This window comes from Actinopolymorpha alba DSM 45243 (assembly GCF_000373925.1).
Classification (GTDB): domain Bacteria; phylum Actinomycetota; class Actinomycetes; order Propionibacteriales; family Actinopolymorphaceae; genus Actinopolymorpha; species Actinopolymorpha alba.
The window spans coordinates 53985-79228 of the sequence record NZ_KB892744.1; the positions used below are offsets into that span (position 1 = coordinate 53985).

Consider the following 25244-nt stretch of genomic DNA (forward strand, 5'->3'; position numbering starts at 1 on the left):
GAAGCGCCCCCTGCGCCGCTGTTGCGGGCGGTCAGCGCTGGTCGCGGCGCAGCGGATGGTCGCCGGGGACCTGGATGAGGATGAGCCGGGTGCCGTCTGGGTCCTGGATCGTCATCTCGATCAGGCCCCAGGGCTCACACCGGCGAGGCGCCACCACGTCGACCCCGGCCTCGACCAGGCGGGCGTGTTCGGCCGCCACGTCGCGAACCTGCAGCCAGATCGCGAGGTTCGCCGGCGGAGGAGCCGTCGACGTGTCCGAAACCTCCAGCAGCCCAGTACCGAGAAAGAACACGATTCCTGGACGGTCCGGCGGTCCGAACTGCCGATAGATCGCCAGGCCGAGCACGTCCGGTAGAACCGCTGGCTGCGCATCAGGACGTGGGTCGGCGCGAGCAGGACGCCGACGTGGTGATCCTGCTGCACAGGGACGACTACTACAACAACGACGAACGCCCCGGCGAGGCCGACCTGATCGTCGCCAAGAACCGCTCGGGACCAGCAGGAACCCACTCGGTCGCGGCGGCCCTGCACCAGTCGCCATTCCGCCTCATGGCAAGCGCGGCTTGACCCTCCAGGGGTTAGGAACCGTTCGGGGTTTCGTGAGTATGCGTGATCAAATGGCTGCGCTCGTGAGTGGCTGGGGTTGGTGTCGGTGGCTGCCGGGTGGGTGTGAGTGTGGGGAGGCCGGAGGTTCCGGAGGGTTGGGTGGTGCAGGCGTACCGGTATGCAGCCGGGATGAACGGGCTCCTGCGCGACTATTTCCCCAAGGGCACCGACCTGCGCCACGTCACACCCGGGGAACTCAAGCGGGTGGCTGACGGGGTCAACACCCGACCGCGCAAGAGCCTCGACTGGGCCCGGCCCTCTGACTTGATCGCCGACGCGATCACCTCGGCCACCGCGTATGCGGCTGGGACGGACTTTCCCGGCGTCAACCCCAAAAGATTGCCATCGGGTCGCGATCGACTTCCGCGAGCAGGTCCTCGACGCTCTGGCTCGCGGGCACCCGGTCGTACTCGTGAAAGCGCAGGTGGCGATCGCGCCAATACAGCGACCACAACCCCGTGGACTTCGTGTAACGCAGCCGCGCGATCGGGAACCGAGTCCACTCAACACCCACGTCCTCCCGCCACGGCGGACGGCACTCCACGATCGTCACGTGACGCTCGGCGACGTCCAACTCGACCCGAACCTGGTCACGCACCTGCGCGGGCACACGGTCTCGACACCACCGCTGAACCCGGGCAACGTCCGTCTCCGGCAAACCCAACATGCCACTAGTCTGCAGACCAGACGAGATCAACACAGACCCGCCGTGTTGCGACGTTGACTGGAATCTGCCCGAGAAACCGGGCCAAGACTCGCGAGAGAAGTCACATGCCGCTCGTTCTGTAGCGCGCCTCGCGCTTCGAGTCGGTGACGACGAGTCGATCCACGACACGATCCTCGACCTCTACAGCCGAGGCGAGGCAGCCGATGCGGTCACTGTGGCGGCCGAGCTGCAACGCCGAGGTGAGGTTGCCAGGCCGCAGCGGAAGGTGACCTGCCGCGAATGCCGGGAAGCCGGACGCACCGCCCGAGTGATCGAGGGGGAGACCAGTGCTTGACCTCCAGCCACGCACCGACACCGCCGAGGTGCGGTGGGAGTACCAGCCACACGCCGGACTTTCAGCTGCCCAACGTCACGGTGATCGACCGGACCGACCCGCGTGAGGTGTAGGGCGGGCGGGACTCGAACCCGCGACCCAGGGATTATGAGAGGGACGCCCGGTCGTGAGCGAGTGGTCTCACGCCTGCTGTCCCGACCATGCGCCTGTCAGAAGCGTCACGGATGCATCCGAACGACAGCATTTCATTGACAGAACCATAGACAGACCTGCCACTCCACGCTGGCGCCTTCGGTTGCTCGGCTGCCGAGCAGGTACACCTACGAGCGATCGCACTTGTGCCCGGCCGCACGGACCTCTTGGTGCTGGAGGACCTGCGGACCATGCGGTTGATGACGCTGACAGTCGATGAACATCACCGGATACACCTGTTCCAGTCGCCGATTCTGCCAGGTGGTCATGTCCTCGACGGCGGCGGCGGCGTTGTCCCGAAGGCTTGGTCCCGAAGGGGTGACCACCACGACAGCGCCGCGGAGACCGCGACCGGGACGGCCATGAGCGCGCAGGCGGCGCGGGCCCCGGCCAGGTCAGCGAGCGCGCCGGCGGCCAGCGCTCCGAGTGGTGTGCCGCCCCAGGCGATCATGCGTGCCGTGGTGTTGACGCGGGCCTGCAGGTAGTCGGGGGTGGCTCGTTGCCGGGCGGTGATCCCGTTGAGGACGACGAGCGTGCTGGTCAGGCTCCACGCGAGCAGGGCTCCCGCGGCCCACCGCGCGTCCGGGGCGAAGGCGAGCAGGGCGACGGCCGGCGGGCTGGCGCTGAGGGCGCCGATGCTGACCCACCCGATGGGGAGATGGCGTACGAGGCGGGGGAGCACCACGGCCGCGAGCAGCGCACCCGCCGCGGCGGCGACGAGTAGCAGGCCGACTCCGTCCTCGCGCACGCCGAGGTCACGGATGGCGAGCACGACGAGCAGGCCGGTGACGGCGCCGGCGGTGACGGAGTTGCCGAGCCCGAGCAGGGTCAACGATCGCACGACGGTGTTGTCGCGCACGAACGCGAGCCCTTCGCGGATGTCAGCGAGCAGCTGGGACCGCCTTCTGTCGCGGATCGGCCGGGTGGGACCGAACACGCGTCCGACAACGGCCAGTGCGCCACCGGCGATGACGTATGACGCCGCGTCGAGCGCGAGGGCCCCCGGCGCGTCCAGTGCCGCCACGGCGGCGCCTCCGAGGGCGGGCGCGGCCACCCCGACGAGGGTCGTGGTCGACCACACCGCGCTGTTGGCCGCGAGGAGCCGGTCCTTGCCCACGAGCGTGGGCAGCGCGCCGAACGCGGCCGCGTCGAACCACACGAACGCGGTCGCGAGCAGCGCTGCGACGGTGAGCAGGTGGGTGACGGTGAGGCGCGCGGTGTGCTCGACGAGTGGCACCGAGATGAGCGCCGCCGCCGACGCGGCCTGGCAGCACAGCATCAGTGGCCGCCGCGGCAGCCGGTCGGCCATGGCGCCGGCGATCAGCCCGAAGAGCAGGTAGGGCAGGACCTGCAACGCAGCCACGGCGGAGGTGAGCAGTGCGGACCGGGACAGGTCGTAGACCAGCAAGGGCAGCGCGACCGCCGTGACCGCGGACCCCACGGTTGCGACGGTGCGTGCGATGAGGAACAGGAGGAAGTCCCGGTCCCCCCACACGGCCGGAGAGGTAGCTTCCTTCGGGGTCGTCACGGGTCAGCGCTCCGGGTGGAGCCCTGCGGCGATCGTGCGCACGCCCTCGATCGCCGCCAGGCTGCCCGGGGCCATCGTCGTGTTGCGCACCCCGACGAGGCGGTTCTCACGCACGGCAGCGGTCCCGGGGAACGTGCGCCTCAGGAAGTCCGTCGTCTGGCGGGCATGGTCCGCGTTCTGTACGGCGAAAACGAAGGCGTCCGGGTTCCGCGACAGGATGACCTCGGGGTTCACCTCGGCGGCGTAGAAGTCGGAGAACCGCTCCTCGGTCGCCGCGAAGACGTTGCTGCCTCCCCCAAGGCGCAGCATGTCGGTCTCGATGGACGCGCCGATCGCATAGAGCTTGCCGCCCTCGAAGTAGACCTGGGCGGTACGTACAGGCGTGCGGTCGCCGACCCGGTTTGCCACGCTCTTGAGCTCCGCGCGAGCCTCGCGCTCGAGGGCCGCCGCTTGGCTCTTCCTGCCGAGGACGGCGCCGAGGATGCGCAGGTCGGCGAACGTGTCCTCGACGGTGCCTGAGGAGCGGCGCTTCAGGCAGCCCGCCGTGGCGACGTAGGGGGTGGCACCTGCCTTGACCAGTTCGTCCTTGCCGGCGAAGCCCTGTTCGGCGTTGAACTCGAACTCCGAACCGGAGTAGACGAAGTCCGGTGACGTCGCGATGAGTGCCTCCCGGGTGGGCGGGGTCTTGGCGCTGAGAGACGGGATGGCTCGGAGTTGCTCCGCGAGGTCGGGGACGGGCTCCGACACCGCCTCCTGGGCCTGGGCGACGATGCGCTCGCCGACCCCGAGGCGCAGGAGGATCTCCGTCTGGCCCGGATAGAGGCTCGCGATGCGTTGCGGTGGTGCCGCCACGGTGTATGTGCGGCCGCAGTTCCTGATGGTCATGGGGTATGTGCCGCCCGCAGCCGCGCTCGTCGAGGCGGGCGCCGACGATGTGGCAGGGGCTTGCTGCGTCACGGTGCCGCAGGCGGCGACGAGCGGAAGCAGAGCTGCGGCGGCAGCTCGGCGGACGTTGGGGCTCATGGCGTTTCAGCTCCTTGTGGTGGGAGGTCGAGAGCCAGCAGGGCCCGGCCGGTGCGGGGATGGGTGAGTACGTCGCAGGTGACGTCGTAGACGTCTCGTACGCGGGTTTCGGTGAGCACGTCTCGCGGGGACCCGTGGGCCACCACCTGCCCGTGCTGGAGCAGCGCGATCCGGTCGCAGTAGGTCGCGGCCAGGGTGAGGTCGTGCAGCGCCACCACGGCCGTGGTGCCGAGTTCGCGCACGAGGTGCAGCAGGTGCAGCTGGTGGGCGATGTCGAGGTGGTTGGTCGGCTCGTCGAGCAGCAGGACGTGCGGCTGCTGGGCCAGGGCGCGCGCGAGAAGCACGCGCTGGCGCTCACCGCCGCTGAGGGTCGGCACCGGGCGGTGCGCCAGGTGGCTCGCGTCCACGCGGGCCAGGCTCTGTCGGGCCAGTGCGAGGTCGTCGCGGCGAGCCGTGCCCCCGAGTCGTCGGTGCGGGATCCTGCCCAACAGGACGAGATCCAGGGCGTCGAGTTCCACGTCGACGGAGTGGTCCTGGGTCAGCACCGCCACGTGCCTCGCGACCTCGCGCACTCCCGATCGCCAGACGTCCAACTCGCCCACCCGCACCGTGCCGCGGTGGGGCCGCACCGTGCGGTAGACGGTTCGTAGCAGGGTCGACTTGCCGGATCCGTTGGGTCCGAGAAGCCCGAGTACCTCGCCCGGGGCGACGTGCAGGCTGACCTGGTCGAGGACGGTTCGGTCCCCGAGTCGGACGGTCACGTCGGTGAACTCGAGCCTCATCGTCGCCTCCGGTGGCCACGCAGGAGCCAGAGAAAGAAGGGCGCTCCGAGCGCCGAGGTCACAATGCCGATCGGCAGCTCCTGAGGTGCTGCGGCGGTCCGCGCGATCATGTCGACGACGACGAGGAACACCGCACCGCCCAGCACCGTCGCCGGGACCAACCGCCGGTGGTCGGCGCCAACGACGAGCCGGCAGACGTGGGGGACGACCATCCCCACGAACCCGATGCCGCCGCTCACCGCCACGACCGCCCCCGTGAGCAGCGACGTGGCCACCAGCGCCTCGATGCGGAACCGCGACACGTCGACCCCGAGCGACGTGGCGGACTCGTCCCCGGTCATCACCGCGTTGAGGTGGTCGACCCGAAGCGCCGCGTGCGTAAGCGCCGCGAGGAGCACGACGAGCGGGATGGCGAGCATCGCCCACGTCGCCGACGACACGCTGCCCAGCAGGAAGAACACGAGTCCGGGGAGCTTGCCGTGGTCTGCCGTGACCGTGATCCAGCTCGTCGCCGCGCTGAACAGATAGGAGAGGGCCACCCCCACGAGCACGAGCCGCAGGGGAGCGACCTGGCCCGCGCGTTGGGCGAGGACGAAGACCAGCGCGGCGGCTGCCGCTGCTCCACCGAACGCCGACCCCGACACCAGCAGGCTGGGCACGGTCGCGCCTGCGACGAGCGCCCCGACCGCGCCCATGGACGCGCCCGATGAAGCCCCCAGGACGTACGGGTCGGCGAGAGGGTTGCGGATCACCGCTTGGAGCACCATGCCGGCGAGGGCGAGCGAGGCCCCGACGAGCGCGGCGAGCAGTGTCCGCGGCATACGGAAGGCCCACACGATCTGGTCCTGCGCCGCCGTCCAGTCGGCCACGTGCTCACCCGGCAGCAGGTGCGCCCACAAGATGCGGGCCGTCGTCCCGACCGGCACGCCGACCGGCCCGACGGCGGAGCTGACGAGCAGCACGACCGGCAGCGCCACGCCCAGGCCGGCCACGAGCAGGCGCCCACGGGAGGGACGCTCAGTCGTCGAGTCCGGGCGAGAGGCGTCGGACAGCTCGGAGGATGTCGCGGTCATGAAACGGAATGATAATCATTTCTATCTAGATGGTGCGACCGGGCCCGTCCAACCTCGGAAGCGCCGGCGCACTCGTTCCCGTCACGGCGCAGCATCGGCGGCACCCCTTCCCTGGGTATGAGCAAAGCTGATCTCCCGGCACCCGCGGACGGCGCACGGGGGAAGGGCGGGGTATTCGATCAGGTGCGGGTCGCGTACCGGCAACGCTGGGTGGATTGCTGGCGTCGGGGGACGCAGTCCTCGACGACATCGCTTTGTATGCGGGGATTCCCGAGCCGTTTCCGTCGTTCATCCGAGGGTCGGCGGATCCAACATCCCTGAACCCGCCCAATTTCATCGGCCTGCATACGGGCTCGGTGTGCGGCACGTGTTCTCACCGAGCACGCACGCTACTTATCCCAGGGTCCGCCCCCGCGCATCAGGCGTTACGGCTTGATTCCGATCGGTTGGCCGTTCTGGTGGGCTACGGCGAAAACCCTCTGGTGGAGGCGTTTGGACCAACTGCCATGCCCTGATTGGGCAGCTCGCGTCCGGCACCGAATGGCTGGACGAACTCCATGTAGCCAAGCTCGCCGATGTGCTCCGGCTGCCGCGGGTCGGCGATCCTCGCAGGCTTCTGGTGCGACCACTCTTCATCGCGCGGCGTTGAGCGGTGAGTCTCAGCGCTTGATGTGGCGGGATTCGTTCATGGTTTCTCGAGTGGGCGGGCGACGAGGAGATTGGCGTCGGCGAGCGTGGTACGCATTCCGGCGGCTGCGAGTTCGCGGGCGAGGTCGGTTTCGCTGACGGCCTACACCGGGTCGGTACCCACCACCCGCGCTTCAGGCAAGAGCCGAGCCGTGTTCAACCGGCGGGTCAAGAACAAGCTGCCTCGATCGGCTACCAGTGGGCCTTCTGCGCCCTCACCGCATCCCCAGAAGCCCTGGCCCACTATCGTCGCCGCCGCGACCGAGGCGACCGGCATGCAGCTGCCCAACGCAACCTGTTCAACCGGATGCATGGCATGCTCCACCACTGCCTGGCCACCGGCCAGCTCTATGACGAACACCGCGCCTTCGCCAGCTAAGTCACGAACAAGCTCGCCAGGAGTTCACGGAGCTGCGGATGAATTCGAGGTCCCGCAGGTATCCGCTGCCGTGCTTCCAGGGTTCGGGCTGTTCCTACTGTGCCTTCCACCCAGGTCGGTCTTCGGCCGCCCACGTACGCATCGTCTCGTATGCGGCCTGGACCCTGGCGGGCACCGTGGTGAGTAACTCATCCCATTGGGACGGTGTGCAGCCGTAGGCCCAACGGACAGAGGCGAGCCGCTGTGAGACTGGCGTCGATGCCGGCCAACCCATCAGGGTGAGATTTTCCGGCGCGGCAAGCGGGACGAGGGTGTACGCGAGGTAGGCAAAGTCCCACATGCGCGGCCCCGGTGCGGCGGTGTCCCAGTCGACGAGGGCCACCGCTGTGTGACCCAGGCTGATCAGGTTCCACGGCGCGGCGTCGTTGTGACAGATGACCTCCGGTCGCCCGGTGGCGACGGGTGGCAGCTGCCACTCTGGGACGGTTGGAGTCCACCCGGCAACAGCATCGTGGTAGACCCGCAGAAGGACCGCTGAGCTCACCAGCAGCTCCGGATGGAACAGCGTCGGACGCGGCGGCCAAGGAGTTTCTCCAGGCACCAGCGACAAGACTTCTCGCCCTTGCTCGTCGATTCCGAGGAACCGGGGCGCTCCTCTGAACCCGACGGACTCCAGGTGCTGGAGGAGTTCATGCACCGCAGACGACCACGCGCCGACTGGACGCCGGATCGTAGTGCCAATCCGCACGATCGGGTTGATCCCACCGCGCAGGGACTCCTCGCCCTCCTCGATGCCAGCCACGTTCCGATGGTCGCACGGTCACGTCCTCGACGACGAAACGGCCTCCTACGAGACCAAGCCTGACAGGGCCCCGACCACCAGTTGGTTGTCTTCCTTGACGCATAGCCCCTGTGGGAGGTCTCCGAGAGTGGAGGCAGCGCCTTTCTCGCCGGTCGGCCACCGCGAGCGGTGTACCCGGAACCTGCACAGGACCCGGGTGCGGTCGAGCTGTCCGACCGACGGGAGTGGAGCCCTGGGGCTGGAGGTCTACGGGACGGACCGCCATCGGCGCTGAGCAGAATGGTGTGGCGGTACGTGGCCCAAGGGTGACAAGGTGACGCGTATGTCCGAAGTCGTGCTACCGCTGACGGTTAGAGATCTGACTGCCGAGGACCTGCATCTGGGCTTCTCCGGGTGGTCAGAGACATATCTTGAGGGCACATTCACGGCTCTCGACCGGGCGGAGCGCGGCGAGGTCGACTTCCTCGCAGTCTGTCCGCCGTCTGGCATTCCGGTGGCGACCGGCGGGGTCGACTACGCCAAGCCCTCGGGTATCGCACTCCTGTGGCAGCTTTCCGTTGATTCGCCGCTGCGTGGCTGTGGCATTGGCACGGTCCTCATCCAAGCCTTGGAGCAGCGGATCCGCGGACGCGGCCTCACCTTGGCCGAGCTGGGCTTCGACGAGAAGAAGTCACGGCCACGCACACTCTATGAACGCCTCGGCTACGTCGTCACCGGCCGCGAACCTGGAGCCTGGGACGAGGAAGCGCCGGACGGCACGGTCGCTCGCTACGAAACGATGATCACGGTCATGCACAAGGAACTTGCCTAGTCTTCCTGCCAGGAGCCGGACGAGTCTGCTAACGCGGTTCCTAACAGGACGCTGGACGGCCATGGACGGTGGCCGACGCTACTGGCCCATCGAACCCATCCGTCCTGCGTGAGCTGGACGGCCCTGGACGAGGCTGGTCGATCCCAATCGGCCTACGGATCAGCTGGTCCGGTCCATTTCCCGTCGGTTCGTGCCGCGTGTGCCAGCTCTACGTTGCTGATTCCGGCTCTCCAGGGTCAAGGCGCCGCTGACGCGGCGCACCGCCCGGCTACCGCCCTTGCGGGCGGGCTGGGGCGCCGTCCTCGGGCTCGCCGTGCGGAAGCCGGTGGTGACTCGCTCAAACGAGAACCTCGGGCTCTGCCCCGAACCCCGGTCCTCTCTCGGGGAAGGAGCGCCGGACTCCTCTCCCATCGGACGACCACCACGGGCGGGTTCGGGCAAGCTGTCCGATCGACGGGAGAGGAGCCTCAGATTGGGTTGCTATGCATGGGTTGGAGCTGGAAGCGCTCAAAGCGGGTGAGCTCGTTTTCGATCGGTACCTTGTGGCGACTGGCCGTGCCTTTGCCTACCCAGGTCCATTGCTGCATGAATAGCGCGGCCTCTTCGCGGTCGACTTTCAGGTCGATGACGGCGACGATCTCGTCACCTACGAGGACGGGCAGCGCGAAGTATCCGAGAACGCGTTTTTCCTGGGGTACGTAGGCCTCGAACCGGGTGGTTGTAGTCGAAGAACAGCGCGAGTCGCTTGCGTTGAATGATCAGGGGATCGAACGGAGACAGGATGTGGACTGGCCGATCATCTGGCGAGGAGATGGTGTCAAGGGTATGCGGCGTTGTCCAGTGCTCGACCTTGCCGGTGCCTTCGATCGTTACGGGTACGAGCTCCCTTCTTTGCACTCGTGCCTCGATCAGTGCTCGGATCGCAGGCTTTGACTTGGCCGAGAGGTGACAGGTGGAGTCGAGGCTTACCAAGCCTTGGGAGCGCAGGGCGCGATCGAGCCGGTAGGTGAGGACCTGCCTGTCCGTCGCGGGTCGGGGTGGCTTGTCCCATCCGAAATGGCGATCTATGAGCTCATACGTCTTGACCATTCCAGCGCGTTCGCTAATCGTGACGAGGCCCCAGTGGAATGCCATGTCCAGTGCCCGCTTCGAGGGCTTGCGGCTTGCCCATGCCCAGTCCTTCTCCACGAGCACATCGTCTTTGATGTCGCGAATTGTTAGAGCGCCGGTCTTCCGGATCAACGTGACCACGCGCCGAATGTCCTCGTCCTTGACTGTACGGTTCCACGGCATGCGTGGTTCCTTACGCGCTCGTCTCATGGCCGGCAGGAAGAACTTAAGATCTCTGGCTGGGACGTAGGACAGCGCGTGCGTCGACGCTTCAAAGACCGTCTTGTCGACGGTTTGGGCCTGGTGGAGATGCTCGCGGTCGTACCCGGGGATCCGCGTCCAGAGGATGCGGTGGTGAGCTCGCTCGATGACGTTGATCGTGTCTATCTGGACGTAGCCCAAGTGTTCTATTGCCGCGACCGTTGCCTGCGCACCGTCACCGAATGGCTCCTGGCTATCGAGCCGCTGGGCGTGCAGCCAGATGCGGCGTGCCTTGGCCTTGGGAAGCGTGATCGCATCAGCCTTCGGCCGGGGCGTGCGTCCCTTGGGTGCGCGGGCGGCCCTTGTCCTGCTTCGGCCGGGGCGTGCGTCCCTTGGGTGCGCGGGCGGCCCTTGTCCTGTCGATCGCCGGGGAGCTGCCAACAGACTCGTGCAGTCCGAAGCTGACCAGCAGTGAAGAGGGGCTCTAGCGTCGCGATCCCCGAGGGAATGAGCGATTGAGATGCTTCGCGGACGAGCTGACAAAGGGCACTGGTGGGGCGTCGTTCTGGATGCATCGGATCCTCAGGCGCTGGGCCTGTTCTACGCCGAGATGCTGGGCTGGAAGATCTACAAGAACAAGCCGAACGAGTTCGTACTGGAAGTGCCTGGCGGTTGCGAGGCGTACATGTCGTTCCAGCCCCAGAAGTCGGCCGAGTGGGTCCGGCCAGTCTGGCCAGCCAAGGATGGCCACCAACAGATGATGATCCATCTCGACGTCGGAGGTAGGCGAGCTGGAGACCGCCGTCGCACACGCCGTCGAGCTGGGCGCCACTGTCGCCGACTATCAGCCACAGGAGACCGTCCGCGTCCTCTACGACCCGGCCGGGCACCGTTCTGCCTATACGTCGGCGACTGAGGTAAGAAGCGCACGCCGACTTTCAGGCTGAGCGTGCTGTCACCGTGCAGGCCCAGAGCGGTCACCTGTCGAGAGAGCCTGTAATACCCCGGCGAGCAGGCCTGCGGGGTCGTGAAGCACTCGGCACGCATATCTCACCGACCTTCGGGTTGGTATGACCTTGACGAGGTTGGCCCGGTCGTCTACGTGACATGGCAGGACGCAACGGCCTATGCAGAGTGGGCGGGCAAGCAACTACCCACGAGTCAACAGTGGGAGAAGGCTGCCCGCGGCACGCGTGGCGCGGTCTATCCATGGGGAGATCAACCGACGCCCGCAAAGTGCAACGTGCGGGAGAACGGGATCGGTGAAACGACCCCTGGGGACTGCTACCGAAGCGGCGTCAGCCCATACGGCGTCTACGACATGTGCGGAAACGTCTGGGAATGGTGCTCCACCGAAACCAGTCCAGGCCGCCACGAGTTGAAGGGCGGCGCCTGGACCAGCCCGTTCGACCGAGCCACGCCAACGCTGGTCAACGACGCGGCCGCGACCATGTGCGATGACGACACAGGCTTCCGCTGCGTTGCATCAGCTGACGAGTTGGAGCGGCTACTGAACGACGCACCTCGGCGTCTCTAATTGCATCCTCTGGCCGTGGGAGTGCAGAGGTACAGTGACCGGCGTAGGCCATCGGCGGCGCCGAGCCAAGCGCTGACCGATGCCTCAGCGGCGAAGCCTGATTCCGTTTCGCCAGACGTCTTGGATCGACCTGGTTGCGTCGATATCTGTGGTCGGGTCGCCTTGAACTAATACCAGGTCGGCGCGCAGCCCTGGTACGATTCGGCCACGGTCACGGAGTCGGAAGTGTTTGGCCGGCGCCATGGTCGCTGCTGTGAGTGCCTCCGCGGTGGTGAGTCCGCCGCGGACCAGGAGTTCGAGCTCGTGGTGCATGCTCGCGCCATACGTTGTCCCGGGATTCGCCGCGTCGGAGCCTGCCAGAATCGGTATACCCGCATCTCGCAGGAGACGCACGGCCGCAAGAGCGTATTCCCGGAACTGCCCTTGACCATTAACGCTATCGCAAAGGATGTCTCGCCATCTGGCGTCGATCTTCGGATTCAGTCTTGGATCGTTGGCGAGTTTCGCGCCCTCGCGGCTGTGATACACGGCAAGTGTCATCACGACGAAGACGCCGGCAGACTTGAGGACCTGAGCAAATTCTGGGGTCAACGGCTGGTCTACGTACTGGTGAGCTAGACCGTCCACGCCCGACTCGATCGCTTGTTCCACGAAGCGGCGGGACTGGGCGTGGGCCACGACGAGTAGGCCGTGGGAGTGCGCCTGCGCGGCGACTGCAGTGGAGACCTCAGAGGAGATGAACGGAGTCGACTTTCCGATCACGGAACTGTCTTCGATGATGATCTTTAGGTAGTCTGAACCTTCCCTAACTCTGGCATCAATAAACGATTCGACCTCCCCTGCGCCATGCAGGGTCGGGTAATAGTCGAAGAACTGAGTCGGATGGCTGCCGTCGACTGATGCGACGATCCCGGCAGATCGAAGATCGCAAAGGTCTGGCTCTTTCAACGTCTTCAGTTGTGCAACGAATTCGGGGTAACGACATCCCATGCAAAGCATGGTAGTGACTCCGAATCTTAGAGCCTGTCGCAACGCGGCGGCCGCCTCGTTTAGGGTGCCTTGGTCGGGGGTGTGGACGTGGGCGTCGATAAAACCGGGAAGTAACGTGCCACCGCCGCCTTCGACTACCACGCATCCAGTCGGAGCCGAGAGATTCCGACTGACCATGACGATTTGGTCGCCCTGGATCAAGACGCAATCGGCGTCCACAACCTCAACGCCGTCAAAGACTCGGACATGCTTGATCAGTGTTGGCATCCTGGTGATCGTAGCCGCCAAGGGTGCTCCAAGCATGGGGCTATGCGCCTGCTATTCCGTCGACGACGGCCGGTGCTGGTGGATGCGGAAGGTAGCGACATCGAGACATATTCCGACTGCCACAGCTGTCACTCTGTCACTCGACCGTCTCCGACCTGCGGAGACGTGAGTGACAGGGGTGTGACAGGTAGGTGGAGGCTGTCTCTCCCACACTCTCTCTATGTCACTGCGTCACTCCGGTGGTGTAGGAGGCTGAAACACTTGAGTCCCCTTGCCCCCTGCTGTTTCAGCCCTGTCGCCCTAAGGCCTGCGGGGGGTATGAGGACACGGGACGGCTGGGGTGGTAGCCATCCGGCCGGCGCGATCAAGCGGTGGGTCGCAGGGGTGCGCGAAGCAGCCATGCGAGCAGCCAAGCGGGCAGACGATCAAGGACATTGGTGGGCGACGACGAACAGCTGGCGAGCGTCGGGGAGCGGGCTTCTCGGTGCCGCCACCGACTCGTAATGCGTAGGTCGTGGGTTCGATTCCCACAGGCGGGCCGTCGCGCTCTGCGTTCGATGCTTCGCGTCGAGGGCGCGGAACCATTCGGCGCCCTCGATCGAGAAGTTCGGCACCAGGGGTTTCAAGCAGCCGGGGGAACGACCCGTGCGGTCGACCCTCACCCGTTGAAGCCGGTCCGAACGAAGCCTACGACGTCGAGGACGTCCTGCTCTCCGGCCGCACGATCGTATCGAGCATCGTCTTCATCCGCTCCGTCGGCAGGGCCACGGCGCGTGCCCAGTAGTAGATGATCAGGCTGAATGCGGCGACCGCGGCCAGATCCCACCACAGTGGGAGGATCGGATGCTTGAGCGGTCCGAAATCGCTGAGGTAGACGATCACCCCGAGGCCGACCAGATAGACCGGTAGCCACTGGGCGGTACGCCAGTTCAGCTCGGGAGCAATCGGGTTCAATCGGAGGACCCGATTCGCAGCCAGGATGACGTAGCCGATCAAGATCGCAATTCCGAGCTTCCAGTCGGTGTCCCATCCGGACCACAAGATCAAGAAGTTGGCGACGATGAACGCGATCGGCGAGATCACCGCACCACCACTCAGTCGGTACGGGCGTTCGGCATCGGGCAGCCGCTTACGGAACACGGCGAAGGAAAGTGGCGCGCCGGCATACATCAACACACTGGCGCTGGTGATTAAACCGACCAGTGATCGCCAACTGGGGAACGGCAGGAAACAGACGCAGCCGATCACGAACGCGCTGATCAACCCCAGCCACGGCACCCCACGCCGATCGGTCGACTGATACCACCTCGGGATATATCCGTTACGGGCAAGACCGTATGAGATCCGTGAGCTCGATGCGGCGTACACCAGCGCGGTGCCGCCGGGAGAGATCACCGCGTCGATGTAGAGGATGGCAGCGAGCCAGCCGAGGCCGACCAGCGAGGCCAGCTGTGCGAACGGCCCGGTCAGCGCGGTGTACGCGCTCGTCGACCAGTTGGTACCGATCTGGCTGGCCGGCAGGCCACCGAGGAACACCAACTGAAGACCGATGTAGATGATCGCCCCGATCACGATCGATCCGATCACCGCCAGCGGAATGTCCCGCTTCGGATTCCCGCTTTCACCAGCCAGCTGATCGGCTTGTTCGAAGCCCAGGAAGGCGAACACGATGCCGCTGGTCGACACCGCGCCCAGTATCCCGCGCGCTCCGTACGGATTGAACCCGTCGGCCGCGGTGAAGTTCGCGGCGTGGAAGTTGGCGATGCCGATCACCATGATCGTGAACAACGGAGTGGCGACCTTCCACCAGGTGGCAGCACTGTTGGTGTTGGCAAGCTTGCGGACGCTGAGGAAGTTGATCGACGTGACGATCGCCATCAGGACGACCGCGACCACGATTCCGGACGGAGTGAGCACGCTCTCCCCAGCGCGTCGCGTCATGAAGCCCTTGGCGAACGTGTAGTGCTGGCCATAGCTGATCATGGCCAGGACCTCGATCGGCGCCACGGTCAACGCTTGCAACCAGGAGAACCAACCGAACGATGCTCCGACCGCACCACCGAAGGCGTAGTGCGGGAACCGAGCCGTGCCGCCGGCCACCGGATACATCGCCCCCAGCTCGGCGTGCACCAGCGCAAGAATGATGATGGCCACGGCACCGATGCCCCACGAGATGAGCGCCGCCGGGCCTGCGGCTTTCAGAGCCAATTGCGACCCGAACAGCCAGCCCGACCCGATGATCGAGCCGACCGACATCGCGGTCAGACCCACCAGCTTGATGTCCCGGCGAAGGCCGGCGCCGCCGCCCGATGAGGGTGCCCGCGCTACTTGTCCCGCCATAGCGACCACCTCTATGTGCGACCCGCAACACATTCAACGCCAAGATAGGACCGTACGGACGCCCACCGAATGCGCCCCCCTCTGCCGGATCAGCGCGGGACTTCGGGCAGGGGGTAAACGTAGGTTCCTGACGAGGCAGGGTGCCACCGCGTTAGGGCGTGTTTCCTGGATCTTGGGTTGAGTGTCCTGTGCGCGAGCACAAGGTGCAGGCCGTCATTCCGATCAAAAAGGACCAGAAGGCCAACCAGCTTAAGCGCGGCTCGGCCGGGGGCCGTCCGCCCACCTTCGACGCCGAACGCTACAAGGAACGTAACACCGTCGAGCGCTGTATCAACAAACTCCGGCAGTTCCGCGCAGTGGCCACACATTTCGACAAACGCGAAGTCAGCTACCAGGGAACCATCGACGTCGCATCCATCAAAATCTGGCTCCGCGACGCCGTTCCATGATCCAAGAAACACGGCCTAGCGGCGGAGTCGTCCGCCGCTGGAACTGGCGCCGGCCCACATCGCGTCGCGGGTCATTGCCTGGTTCCCCTGATCAGGGGAGTCGGTTTTGCGCGGCTCAACCGCCGCGTGAGGTGCTGAGCGTCCAGGTGATCGAGCAGCGTGCCGGTCGCGGTCCGGCACCATTCGTCGACCGTTGCACCACAGAAACCGCACGGCCGGGCGAGTACCCGGCGGAGGGTCTTCTGGTCAGCCTCGCTGAGCGGTTCCTCGGTCATCGTTCGCCGATCCTGGCCGCGCGTTCGAGGATGGCGAGGGCCCGGGCGGTCTGTCCGTCACGGACTGCCTGGATCGCCTCGCGGGCGACCTGCGCCAACTGCTCCGTCTGGCCAGTACTTCAGTGGGCCTGAGAATCGGGCTGCTCTGGAGCCAGAGTTGCAGGCGGAGGTCGAGTTCGGCTGGCGTCACTGCGACGCCGGAGGCGCCGGTGAACGCGACACCGCGGTGGGCGAGACGCCAACCTTGGTCGCAGAATCTGCGTCTGAGCTCACGCCGGCATATCCGGCCATGCTTGCGGTGTATCCAAGCGGCGACCCGCTGCCAGGCGTAGTAGTCCACGCTGTTGAAGGTCTTCTTGGACACCGCATGCCGGTAGTAGTTCGCCCACCCGCGCATAGCCTGGTTCAAGCCGGTCAGCAGCTCGTCCAGGCCCATGTGCAGGGTTGATCTGTGCGTCTTGGTTTTCACCTTGTCCTTGACGGAAGCGATCGCCTTCGTCGATGGCTTGGTATAGACGAAGCGTTTCGTGGTAACTGTCCGTGACTGTTTCGGATCTGCTGGCCTGCCAGGCCGGGGGTAGCCGAATCCTGGATCTTGCGCCTCGCACGCCGCTGCGCGCGGTGGGCGACGGCGGCCGTCACGGAATGTGGAGAAAACGACCGTGTCTCTTGCGTCGGACCGTCATGTTCTCCACATTTCGTAACCGAGCCCCGCGCCGATCCCTAATTCGCTGGCGACGCAGGCCCCATGGCGTGCTCGAGGTGAGGAGCGCTGCGCAACAGCGGTATCCACACCAAGGCCAGCACGCAGGCACCAACCCACAGGGCGACCCGGATCCCGAACAGCTCGGCCAGCACCCCGGCCAGCGCCGCCCCGATGGCCAGCGCCCCGGTCAGCAGAAAGCGCATGGTCGCGTTCTGCCGCCCGAGCAGCCGGTCCGGCGTGACCCGCTGGCGGAAGGTCACCAGGATGACGTTGTCGACGCCCACCTTGTACACGACGACGAACCAGGCAGCGGCGGCGAGCCAGAGCCAACCGCCGCGTGGATCTCGGTGCGCGGAGCGCCGCTGCCGGGTTACCTCGCGCCCACCCCCCATACGCCGACACCCGACCTCGCCGAAGAGGTGGAGCTGCTCCGGGCCACCGACCCGGCGACGGTGAATGGCGGCCAGTGCGGGCTCGATGAGCTGGCGACGACCGTCACGGCGTACTGGGAGGTGGCCCTGGCGTCGCACTGGCGCCGGCTGCGCGACCTGCTCGAGGTGACGTGCTGTACCGGGCCCGGCACCTCGCCGCCGGAGGCGCGCAGCGGCTCTTCGCGGATCTCCATCCCGCGGTCAGCTGGGCCGATGACACCCTGACCGTGCGGCATCCGCTGGTCACCGACACCCGGCGGCTGGACGGGCGTGGGTTGGTCCTGGTCCCGTCGGCGTTCGTCTGGCCACAGGTGGCGACGAAGACGGCCGAGCCGTGGCAGCCGGTGCTGCGCTACCCGGCGCGGGGCATTGCCACACTGTGGGAGCACGGCCGCCCGGCCGAACCCGGCTCACTCGCCGCCATCGTCGGCCGGTCCCGGGCGATACTCCTGGCCCACCTCGACGCGCCCGCATCGACGAGCGACCTGGCCCGGCGGACCGGGCTGACCGCCGGCGGCGTCTCCCAGCACCTGACGGCACTGCGCGGAGCCGGCCTGGTGACCTCGCATCGCACCGGCCGGGTGGTGCTCTACGCTCGTACCGCGCTGGGCGACGCGCTCCTCCCCAGCTGAAGCGGCGATGCGGGATGGCCCTGTCAGAATCGCCTTGCATCCGGTACCTAGGTACGGGCTTGCCGTGAGGTCATGACCGATCAGAGCCCTTCCGGCCTGGGCTGGGTACCGGACACGTGCACCCTCCCGACCACTGAGCGGCCGCTGCGCCTGGCGGAGTTCGACGCGCTCTTGACGGCGGCGTACGAGTGGAAGCGCCCGGACGCACGCCACCTTCGGGTAACGCTCGCCGGCGAACCTGCCCTGGTCGACTCGGTACGTGAGCTGGCTGACCGCGAAGCGCGGTGCTGCGCGTTCTTCACGTTCACCGTCACCGCGCCGGAACCCGGTCGTCCGGCCCCCTACTTGCGGGCGTTCGGCGAGGTCGCCTGGAACACCGGAATGAGCACTGCGGCGACCGCGACGTGTGCGAGCGCGAGCACGACCTTGGTCCCGCCCGACGCCTCGATGGTGAACAGCGGGAAGAAGAACGACATGGCCAGGAACATCAGCGCCACGACCGTCCAGATCAGGCGGGCGCGGGGGGTCACGCGCTCCAGCAGGGCCAGCAGCGCCCAGCCCAGCAGGGAGAAGAACAGCGAGAACATGATGATCGCGCTCGCCCCGAGGTCCTGCGGCTCCTGCCCGTCGGCCTTGATGATCATGTCGTTGCCGAGCAACGGCTCGCCCACCACCCAGACCAGGACGGCCGCCACGACGGCCCCCACCACCGCGAGAGCCCGATTGCGTCGGCGCGTTCCGGCACTGATCTCCCGTACATCACTCTGAATCGTCACGTCTACTCCTAAAGCAGATTCATAGTTCACGAACTGTGCTGGGTGCGCTCGCCGTCGCTGCGGTGACGCTCGCGGTCACGGCCTGACCGGCCGGTACCGCACACTCAGCTCGGCCGTGGGGTCGCCGGCGCCGACCCGGTGGAGGTAGTGCGGTCGGCCACCGGGGAGGTCCAGCAGCCGGATGCCCTCGCCGAGCAGCACGGGCGCGATGTGCAGGTCGATCTCGTCGAGCAGGCCGCGTTCGAGAAGCTGCCCACCGATCGTCGGCGACAGCACCTCGACGTTCCCGCCGCCGGCCGCGGCCAGCGCGATCCGTACCGCCTCGGCCACGTCACAGTCCAGGAATGTGACGCCGTCGGCGGGCTTGGCGTCCTCCGGGTGATGGGTGAGCACAAAGATGGGTCCGGTCCAGGCGCCGCCGTAGACGGAGCTCGGATCCGGGAAGTGGTCCCAGCCGCGCCGGCCGCCCAGGACCGCGCCTGTGGTCCCGACGTACTCCTCGATCAGGCCCGGCTGGGGCGAGATGCCGGTCATCATCCAGTCCATCTCGTGGTTCGGTCCGGCCACGTACCCGTCCAGGGACATGGTGAAGTGCCAGAGCACCTTGCCGTTCGCGGTCTGCGGTTCGATGTCGTTCACTGCTGTCTCCTCTGCCCGCTGATTGCCTCGTGCGGTGTTGAGACGGCATCCACCGCGGAACCTCATCGGTCCAGGGTGGGTGGGAGGTTGAACGACGGGAACAGGGCCGGCTCGTGGAACGCGACGATCTCGGTTATTCGGCCGTCGCGGACCTGCAGCACGCCGATGCCGAACGGCTCGTACGCGTGCCCGCCCGGCGGACACCGGTACGTCGCCGCGGCCAACTGGCCGTTGGCGCATGCTGCCGGCAGCATGCGCAGCGTTCCGATGTAGTCGGGTGAGCCGGCGTCCCAGCTCGCCGACAGCGCTGCCAGCACGCCGTCGCGGTCGGCGAACCACTCCGGGTACGGCGGCATCGTCGCCCGCACGTCCCGCGCCAGCAGCTCGGCGACCTCGGCCAGGTCGCCGCGTTCCACCGCGGACATGTAGCGGCGCAGGATCCTGCGGTCCTCGTCGGTGGGCGGGGCTGACGGGGCCCAGTCCGACCGGCTCGGCGGCAGGTGGGTGCGCAGGGTGGCTCTGGCCCGCTGCAGTGCGCTGTTGACCGAGGCGACACTGCCGTCCAGTGCCTCGGCCGTCTGGCGGACCGGCCAGCCCAGCACGTCGCACAGGATCGTCGCGGCGCGCTGCCTCGGCGGCAGGTGTTGGATGGCGGCCAGGAACGCCAGCTCCAGGGTCTCCTTCGCGATCACCGCGGCCTCCGGGTCGTCGGCGCTCGGCGCCGCCGGCTCCCACAGGTGGCCGGGGAACGGCTGCAACCACGGGCCGGCCGGCGAATCGGCCTGGTCGGGCAGCGTCCGGCGGCTCCGGCCGTCTAGGAAGTCCAGGCAGGCGTTGGTGGCGATCCGGTACAACCAGGCGCGCAGGGAGGAACGGCCCTCGAAGCCGTCCCGGCCGCGCCACGCCCGCAGGAACCCCTGGGCACCGGGCGCGGGCATGTGCTCCACTGCCTGACCTTGAACAGGGGAATCTCCATCAGGACGCCTTTCTGTGTGCGGCTGGCGGGTGCCGACCGGAGCGGGGCTCAGTCGGGCACAGGTACGACCGTGGCGCGTAGCGGCCGGTAGCCGTCGGCGTCGAACTGGGCGAGTTCGCCGTCGATGTCGACGGAGCGGGTGTCGTAGAAGTGCACGTTCTCATGGTGAGTCGGCCAGATGTGCGCCTGGCCCTCGTCGTCAACGTCGCGGCCCTCGCGGGCGCAGGGCGACGACGCCGAGGCCGTGGTAATCCGTCGACCAACAGACGATCGCGTTGGTGGCCAGGGTGAGGCACCACATCTGCGCGGACTGCTGCTCGTGGTGCCGGCGGCGCAGCGCTCCCTCGGCGGCGTAGGCGAGAGAGCGGCGTAGGGCGTGCAGGTTCTCGCCCTTGTTGAGCTGCCGGGCGATGCGCCGTCGGTAGGTCTCGTCGGCGAGGTAGCGGGTGGCGTACAGGGTGCGGCGCCACGCCCCGTACTCCTTGATCGCGCTTGTGAGCGCGTTCTGCTGCCGCTTGGACGAGCACAGCGTCCCGACGACCAGGGCGGCGGTGGCGTGCCCGCCCTTCACGGACGCGGCGACGCGCAGCAGGTCGTCCCACATGCTCGTGATCAGGTCGGCCCGCGGCGTGCACCAGGTGGTCGGTGAACCCGGTCCGGGCGTCGACCTCCACCAGCACCGAGACCAGCGGCAAGCGGGGCAGCATCGCGGCGTTCGGTGCGTGGCACGTCGTCGGCGGGGATGTCCTCGGCTGTCAACGGCGGGATGATCAGCGCACCGTCGTCGGTGAGCCGAATCTCCCCGGCTGCGCCCTTCGCCAGCAGCGCCTCCAGATCACCCAAGGCGGTGTGCAGCTCGTTGTCGGCCTTCGCGAGCGCGTCGACGCCATCGGCGGGCTTGCCGACCAGGGAGCAGAACTCGACGCGCTGCGGCGCCCACGCCTGCTCGATGAGCAGGAACGACGCCGGATCGGCGTACCGGCGCGAGCCGGGCACGAACACATCACCCGAGCGCAGCCCGTCACGCCGTCACGCAGCCCGACCAGTTCCCAGTAGTGCCGGTACGCGGTCACGTCCCCGGACTCCGCCGCGGCGCCCAGATAGCCGGCCCACTTCGTCGGCACGAACCCCACCGGCGCGCTCGCAGGCACCTTGCGGGTGCCCGTCGCGTACAGCCCGGTCAGCATGGACACCGCCTGCAGCAGCTGCTCCGCCCATTGACATGACCACCAAGGAAGGAGTACTGAGCGAGGTGATATGGCCTGGTCAGATGGGGTAGGGCGGGCGGGACTCGAACCCGCGACCCAGGGATTATGCGAGGGACGCCCGGTCGTGAGCGAGTGGTCTTACGCCTGCTGGCTCGACCATGCGCCTGTCAGAAGCGTCACGGATGCCTCCGAACTGCACCGTTTCATTGACAGAACCATTGACAAACCTGCTGCTCCACACTGGGCGCCTTCGCTTTGCTCGGTACGCCCTGGCCGAGCACTTTGGGATAACCGACGTCGGGCCGAAGCAATTCGGCGAGGGAAGTCTCGCGCGCCAACGAGCCGTCAACAGAGCGGCTGATGCGAACGACCGCTGTGCCCGGGTCGGCTCGCCCGCTCAGGCCTGGAGCCATACCTGGCCAGTAGCCGATATGCGAGTCCGTCAACTGGATCCGCCGTGGCTCCGTGACCGGTTAACGATGGCATGCCCCGCACCCTATGGCGTCGCTTGATGCGAAGCACGTCGATATAGGCGGCGAGCTGCCGAGGCTGACGTCGTGCTATCTGCGTGCTATGCGCGACGGCTCCACGAGGTTTACTCACGGCACCCACCGACCACCCTCCTGAGGTCGGACGGCTGGTCGAGCGTGATCCCGCCTTAGATTCCCACGCTGAGGTCTGACTGGGGCTGCCGTTGGGCCCTGTGAGGGCTCCGCCGCCCGAGCCTGCCGCTGGCGCTCGCGGCGCTCGGGGTCGTGACGGTGGGGGCGGTGCTCCTACCGTCCCGACGCCTGCGCCGACGCTGGGGTTCGCGCCGCTGCAGGGCGGCTTCTTCGTGACACTCGTCGTCAACGAGCGTCAGGTATCTCGTCCTCGGCGGAGCTCAGGTCGGGACGTCCGCGTGCTGCCCGGGGCCGGGGCGCGACCGGCGCAGGCCGGGCGTCAGTGTCACCGACACCGCGAGCGATGCGAGAGCCATGAGCGTCATGGCCGTGGCGGCGGGCTCGACACCGACGCCGAGGAGGCTCGCGACGGCGCCGCCCACGAGGGCGCCCATCGCCTGGCCGACCATGAGGCCGGTGCTGTTGAGGCCGAACACCTGACCGCGCGCCTCGCCCTCGGTGTGGGTGACGAGCCGCTCCTGCAGCGGCAGGCTCGCCGAGTAGCCGATCGAGGCGACGAAGACGAGCAGCGACGCCACGGGCAGCGAGGGCACGAGGACGAACGCGAGGTAGGGCAGCGCGAGGAGGATCCGCAGCGGGCCAATGAGCCGGTCGCGCACCGGCACGGGTAGGAAGCGTCCGACGACGACGTCGCCGAGGAGCATCCCTGCGGCGCCGACGGCGAACAGCCAGCCGGCACGGTCGCCCGCGAAGGGGACGTAGAGCGCCTCGCACCCGACGATGAGGCCGTTGGGCACCCAGAGCGTGAGGAACACCGGCCGCACGATCCGCGAGCCGAGGAGGCGGCGGTTGACCTCGTGCGAGCGACGCACGACCGACGCGGCGGTAGCCCGCGGCGGGTGGTCGGCGATGCCGAGTCGTACGAGGAGGACCGCGACGGCGAGGGCGGCGGCTGAGCCGAGGAACAGCTGAGTCGTCGTGAAGTGGAGGAGGAGCAGGCCGCCGAGGCCGAATCCGACGACCTGCATGAGGCCGACCGCGATGTTGATCGTCGCGCGGCCGAGGACGAACCCGTCGGGCGGCAGGACGTCGGCGACGAGCGCCATCATGCTGCCGCCGAAGGCCGAGTTGACGAGCGGCGGCAGCGCGAGGAGGACGAACCGCCAGCCCCAGTGGAGCCCGGGCAGCGCCTGGAGCAGGTCGGCGACGAGCGTCGACCCGATGACGACCGTGATGGCCGTGCGAGGCCGGACGAGGTCGGCGCCGGAGCCGAAGAGGGCCTGCCCGACGAGGCGCAGGAGGGGCGCGCCGAACATCGACAGGCCGGTGAGTACGGGTGATCCGGTCGCCTCGTACGTGATGGTGCCGAGGGCGAGGCTCGCGACGGCGTACGAGGCGATGTTGAGGCACTGGGTCAGGAAGAGAACGCGGAACTCGGGGACGGCGAACAGCTCTCGGTAGGTCCTCACGGGCCAAGACCCTGCCCCGCAGACCGGCGCCGGCGCTAATGTTTCGGGTGGAGGCGAAACGTTGGGGACCTGGCAGATCTCGGCCGACCTGCTCGCGCGCAGCCGCTTCGTCGTGTCGCCGCGCATCGAGACCGCCGGCGCGCTCAACCACCTCGTCCGCCCGTCCGACCCCGAGGGGCGGGCCCTCGCGGCCGCGCACAGCCAGGCGTTCCGCGTCATGCTGGACGCGCACCCGGTGCGCCGGGCCGTGCTCGACCACAGCTGGCGGCCGCGGTGGATATCCGACTGGCTGTGCCTGCCCCCGTTGCCCGGCGGGCGCAGCTTCGCCGAGGAACTCGACGACGTGCGTGCCCTCGGCGACGACTTCGTCCGGGAGTACCTCGCCGAGAGTTCACCGGACGGCGACCTGCCCGACGTCCTCCTGCGCGACGGCGTCACCGAGCACGCCGTCGAGCTGCTCCAGTGGGTGTGGACGCACGTCCTCGCGACCGACTGGGCCCGGCGCGAGCGCATCCTGCGGGCCGACGTCGTGTCGCGCACGTCGCGCCTTGCCACCCAGGGCTGGGCCGCCGTGCTGCGCGACCTCGGTCGCGACCGCGAGTGGGTCGGCGACGGCCACCTGCGCATCAACGACTACGACCTGCCCTCGCGAGTGCTGCCCGACGACGCCGACCTGTTCTTCGTCCCGGTCAACCACAAGGCGCACTGGGTTGGGTGGCTGCTGCCGCGCCGGTACGCCGTCTACTACCCCGTCACGGGCGCGTTGGCCCGGGTCGACGCGGGGGAGCCGGACGGCCTCGAACGCCTCGTCGGCCGGGCGCGCGCCACGCTGCTCGTCGCCCTCGAGTCGCCCTCGAGCACCACGGGACTCGCAGCCACGACCGGCCTGGCCCTCGGATCCGTGGGCGACCACCTCAAGGTGCTCCTCGCCGCGGGCGTCGTGCTCCGACGCCGGTCGGGCCGCGAGGTGCTCTACTGGCGCACCGCCCTCGGCGACGCCCTCGTCGCCTCCGGCTCCGGACCCGCCGCGGGTGCCCCGGGCGGGTAGCTTCCCATGTACGTGTGTCGGGTGCGCCCCTACGGTCGGGCTCGGGCAGGAGCACCTGCCTCACCAACCACCACACGGAACACGCGGCTCGGCTCCGGCCACGAGCACCGCGAGCGGGGCGGGGCGGCGTGACGCCGGGCGTGCCATGGCCAACCCGCTGAGGTACGCGCTTTCCTGAACGCTCGCCGTGACAAGATCACACAGGAGGCGGGTCTGCTTGTCTACCGCACCCGCCGGGTGAGCGGGTTGCGTAGGAGTGAGGTGGCGATGCTGGCAGGCGTCAGCGTCGAGTACTGCACCCGTTTGGAGCGCGGCGATTTCTGCTCAAAGGTCTCCGCGGCTGCGATCGCTGCCGCGGCACCCTTCTTGAACAGCTCCTGGTTGTTGAACGGCAAGCCGTGCCCCAAGTCGAACGCCCCAATTGGCGCTTGGAAGCGCGTCAATCCCCTGGAACTATCTACGCCGTGCCGCCCGAGGGACCACACGAGATTGCGCTCTTCTTCGTTAAGCAGCTGACGCCACATCCGTGAGGGCACGCGCTCGCTTACCTGCGCATGCGAAATCATCGACACAAGGCGTACAAGGTGTTACACACGGGCTATATGGATCGGGTGGCCACCATCCCGACTCACTGAACCGTAGGCGAGCGGCGATCTCACCGACATCAAGAAACTGGAGGATCT

At 67.6% G+C, this 25244-nt stretch carries 27 protein-coding genes and 3 pseudogenes; 9 read left to right on the forward strand and 21 right to left on the reverse strand.

What is annotated here, in order from left to right; all coding sequences use genetic code 11:
• Window positions 1-31: 31 nt before the first annotated feature.
• Complete coding sequence (locus B141_RS50595; RefSeq protein ID WP_020575116.1) at window positions 32-346, reverse strand: VOC family protein; 315 nt, start codon at window positions 344-346, stop codon at window positions 32-34.
• A 32-nt stretch (window positions 347-378) separates the two neighbouring features.
• On the opposite strand from B141_RS50595, the gene B141_RS50600 reads away from it, so the two are divergent.
• Together B141_RS50600 and B141_RS52745 are read left to right on the forward strand one after the other, a co-directional pair.
• Window positions 379-567 (forward strand): DnaB-like helicase C-terminal domain-containing protein, encoded by a 189-nt coding sequence (locus B141_RS50600; RefSeq protein WP_020575117.1) that lies wholly within the window; start codon window positions 379-381, stop codon window positions 565-567.
• Between the two features lie 168 nt (window positions 568-735).
• Window positions 736-903, forward strand: a pseudogene (locus tag B141_RS52745) (IS30 family transposase); the annotation flags it as partial.
• Window positions 904-931: 28 nt separating this feature from the next.
• On the opposite strand, the gene B141_RS0110480 reads toward B141_RS52745, so the two are convergent.
• The 6 genes from B141_RS0110480 to B141_RS39980 all read right to left on the reverse strand — a co-directional run bounded on the left by B141_RS0110480 (window position 932) and on the right by B141_RS39980 (window position 8073).
• Window positions 932-1273 (reverse strand): DUF3024 domain-containing protein, encoded by a 342-nt coding sequence (locus B141_RS0110480; RefSeq protein WP_026257087.1) that lies wholly within the window; start codon window positions 1271-1273, stop codon window positions 932-934.
• A 791-nt stretch (window positions 1274-2064) separates the two neighbouring features.
• Window positions 2065-3327: an MFS transporter gene (locus B141_RS0110495; RefSeq protein ID WP_157180932.1), complete on the reverse strand. Its 1263-nt coding sequence runs from the start codon at window positions 3325-3327 to the stop codon at window positions 2065-2067.
• A 3-nt stretch (window positions 3328-3330) separates the two neighbouring features.
• On the reverse strand, window positions 3331-4350 hold the full coding sequence (locus B141_RS0110500; protein ID WP_020575122.1) for an ABC transporter substrate-binding protein: 1020 nt from the start codon (window positions 4348-4350) through the stop codon (window positions 3331-3333).
• Window positions 4347-5132 carry an ABC transporter ATP-binding protein gene (locus B141_RS0110505; RefSeq protein WP_020575123.1) on the reverse strand — a complete coding sequence of 262 codons (786 nt, stop codon included), beginning with the start codon at window positions 5130-5132 and terminating at the stop codon, window positions 4347-4349. The genes B141_RS0110500 and B141_RS0110505 overlap by 4 nt, the downstream gene beginning before the upstream one ends.
• Window positions 5129-6205 (reverse strand): FecCD family ABC transporter permease, encoded by a 1077-nt coding sequence (locus B141_RS0110510; protein ID WP_020575124.1) that lies wholly within the window; start codon window positions 6203-6205, stop codon window positions 5129-5131. Before B141_RS0110510 ends, B141_RS0110505 begins: the two co-directional genes overlap by 4 nt.
• 1160 nt (window positions 6206-7365) lie before the next feature.
• Complete coding sequence (locus tag B141_RS39980) at window positions 7366-8073, reverse strand: aminoglycoside phosphotransferase family protein (protein ID WP_020575126.1); 708 nt, start codon at window positions 8071-8073, stop codon at window positions 7366-7368.
• A 322-nt stretch (window positions 8074-8395) separates the two neighbouring features.
• On the opposite strand from B141_RS39980, the gene B141_RS0110525 reads away from it, so the two are divergent.
• On the forward strand, window positions 8396-8884 hold the full coding sequence (locus tag B141_RS0110525) for a GNAT family N-acetyltransferase (RefSeq protein ID WP_020575127.1): 489 nt from the start codon (window positions 8396-8398) through the stop codon (window positions 8882-8884).
• A gap of 467 nt (window positions 8885-9351) precedes the next feature.
• Here B141_RS0110525 and B141_RS52750 read toward each other — a convergent pair whose 3' ends face one another.
• Window positions 9352-9546, reverse strand: coding sequence for a hypothetical protein (locus B141_RS52750; protein WP_420313585.1), 195 nt, complete (start codon window positions 9544-9546; stop codon window positions 9352-9354).
• Window positions 9527-10396, reverse strand: coding sequence for a DNA glycosylase AlkZ-like family protein (locus tag B141_RS39985; RefSeq protein ID WP_202805724.1), 870 nt, complete (start codon window positions 10394-10396; stop codon window positions 9527-9529). Before B141_RS39985 ends, B141_RS52750 begins: the two co-directional genes overlap by 20 nt.
• 409 nt (window positions 10397-10805) lie before the next feature.
• Here B141_RS39985 and B141_RS50245 point away from each other — a divergent pair.
• Together B141_RS50245 and B141_RS39990 are read left to right on the forward strand one after the other, a co-directional pair.
• Window positions 10806-11142: pseudogene (locus tag B141_RS50245) on the forward strand (VOC family protein).
• Window positions 11143-11222: 80 nt separating this feature from the next.
• Window positions 11223-11732 carry a formylglycine-generating enzyme family protein gene (locus tag B141_RS39990; protein WP_202805725.1) on the forward strand — a complete coding sequence of 170 codons (510 nt, stop codon included), beginning with the start codon at window positions 11223-11225 and terminating at the stop codon, window positions 11730-11732.
• A gap of 84 nt (window positions 11733-11816) precedes the next feature.
• On the opposite strand, the gene B141_RS0110540 is transcribed toward B141_RS39990, so the two are convergent.
• Together B141_RS0110540 and B141_RS0110545 are read right to left on the reverse strand one after the other, a co-directional pair.
• Window positions 11817-12989 carry an amidohydrolase family protein gene (locus B141_RS0110540; RefSeq protein WP_026257088.1) on the reverse strand — a complete coding sequence of 391 codons (1173 nt, stop codon included), beginning with the start codon at window positions 12987-12989 and terminating at the stop codon, window positions 11817-11819.
• Between the two features lie 687 nt (window positions 12990-13676).
• Window positions 13677-15329 carry an APC family permease gene (locus B141_RS0110545; RefSeq protein WP_020575130.1) on the reverse strand — a complete coding sequence of 551 codons (1653 nt, stop codon included), beginning with the start codon at window positions 15327-15329 and terminating at the stop codon, window positions 13677-13679.
• Window positions 15330-15517: 188 nt separating this feature from the next.
• On the opposite strand from B141_RS0110545, the gene B141_RS0110550 reads away from it, so the two are divergent.
• Window positions 15518-15778, forward strand: a complete 261-nt coding sequence (locus B141_RS0110550) for a transposase (RefSeq protein ID WP_020575131.1) — start codon at window positions 15518-15520, stop codon at window positions 15776-15778.
• Window positions 15779-15849: 71 nt separating this feature from the next.
• On the opposite strand, the gene B141_RS0110555 is transcribed toward B141_RS0110550, so the two are convergent.
• From B141_RS0110555 to B141_RS50250, 3 genes and pseudogenes are all read right to left on the reverse strand, one after another.
• A complete protein-coding gene (locus tag B141_RS0110555) occupies window positions 15850-16053 on the reverse strand; it encodes a zinc finger domain-containing protein (RefSeq protein ID WP_020575132.1) in 204 nt (67 codons plus the stop codon).
• A 271-nt stretch (window positions 16054-16324) separates the two neighbouring features.
• A pseudogene (locus B141_RS52755) lies at window positions 16325-16543 on the reverse strand (group II intron maturase-specific domain-containing protein); the annotation flags it as partial.
• Window positions 16544-16776: 233 nt separating this feature from the next.
• Complete coding sequence (locus B141_RS50250; RefSeq protein WP_040420937.1) at window positions 16777-17052, reverse strand: MFS transporter; 276 nt, start codon at window positions 17050-17052, stop codon at window positions 16777-16779.
• A gap of 54 nt (window positions 17053-17106) precedes the next feature.
• Here B141_RS50250 and B141_RS50615 point away from each other — a divergent pair, with 54 nt between their 5' ends.
• Both B141_RS50615 and B141_RS50620 read left to right on the forward strand, forming a co-directional pair.
• On the forward strand, window positions 17107-17415 hold the full coding sequence (locus B141_RS50615) for a hypothetical protein (RefSeq protein ID WP_202805727.1): 309 nt from the start codon (window positions 17107-17109) through the stop codon (window positions 17413-17415).
• Window positions 17322-17822, forward strand: coding sequence for a DUF5937 family protein (locus B141_RS50620; protein ID WP_020575135.1), 501 nt, complete (start codon window positions 17322-17324; stop codon window positions 17820-17822). Before B141_RS50615 ends, B141_RS50620 begins: the two co-directional genes overlap by 94 nt.
• Window positions 17823-18163: 341 nt before the next feature.
• Here B141_RS50620 and B141_RS0110570 read toward each other — a convergent pair whose 3' ends face one another.
• From B141_RS0110570 to B141_RS0110600, 6 genes are all read right to left on the reverse strand, one after another.
• The gene (locus B141_RS0110570) at window positions 18164-18598 is read right to left on the reverse strand and encodes a DUF6069 family protein (RefSeq protein ID WP_020575136.1); all 435 of its coding nucleotides are present in this window, start codon (window positions 18596-18598) and stop codon (window positions 18164-18166) included.
• Between the two features lie 75 nt (window positions 18599-18673).
• A complete protein-coding gene (locus tag B141_RS0110575) occupies window positions 18674-19237 on the reverse strand; it encodes a dihydrofolate reductase family protein (protein ID WP_020575137.1) in 564 nt (187 codons plus the stop codon).
• Between the two features lie 62 nt (window positions 19238-19299).
• Complete coding sequence (locus B141_RS0110580; protein ID WP_020575138.1) at window positions 19300-20175, reverse strand: RNA polymerase subunit sigma-70; 876 nt, start codon at window positions 20173-20175, stop codon at window positions 19300-19302.
• A 237-nt stretch (window positions 20176-20412) separates the two neighbouring features.
• Window positions 20413-20817 carry a Tn3 family transposase gene (locus tag B141_RS50625; RefSeq protein ID WP_026257090.1) on the reverse strand — a complete coding sequence of 135 codons (405 nt, stop codon included), beginning with the start codon at window positions 20815-20817 and terminating at the stop codon, window positions 20413-20415.
• An 8-nt stretch (window positions 20818-20825) separates the two neighbouring features.
• Window positions 20826-21209, reverse strand: a complete 384-nt coding sequence (locus tag B141_RS50630) for a hypothetical protein (protein WP_202805730.1) — start codon at window positions 21207-21209, stop codon at window positions 20826-20828.
• 1095 nt (window positions 21210-22304) lie between these two features.
• Window positions 22305-23513: an MFS transporter gene (locus tag B141_RS0110600; RefSeq protein WP_020575140.1), complete on the reverse strand. Its 1209-nt coding sequence runs from the start codon at window positions 23511-23513 to the stop codon at window positions 22305-22307.
• A gap of 61 nt (window positions 23514-23574) precedes the next feature.
• Here B141_RS0110600 and B141_RS0110605 point away from each other — a divergent pair, with 61 nt between their 5' ends.
• Entirely contained in the window at window positions 23575-24561 is a 987-nt protein-coding gene (locus B141_RS0110605; protein WP_020575141.1) for an ArsR/SmtB family transcription factor, read from the forward strand.
• A 221-nt stretch (window positions 24562-24782) separates the two neighbouring features.
• Here the strand turns inward: B141_RS0110605 and B141_RS52540 are convergent, their stop codons facing one another.
• Window positions 24783-25127: a hypothetical protein gene (locus tag B141_RS52540; RefSeq protein ID WP_337587602.1), complete on the reverse strand. Its 345-nt coding sequence runs from the start codon at window positions 25125-25127 to the stop codon at window positions 24783-24785.
• Window positions 25128-25244: the final 117 nt, after the last annotated feature.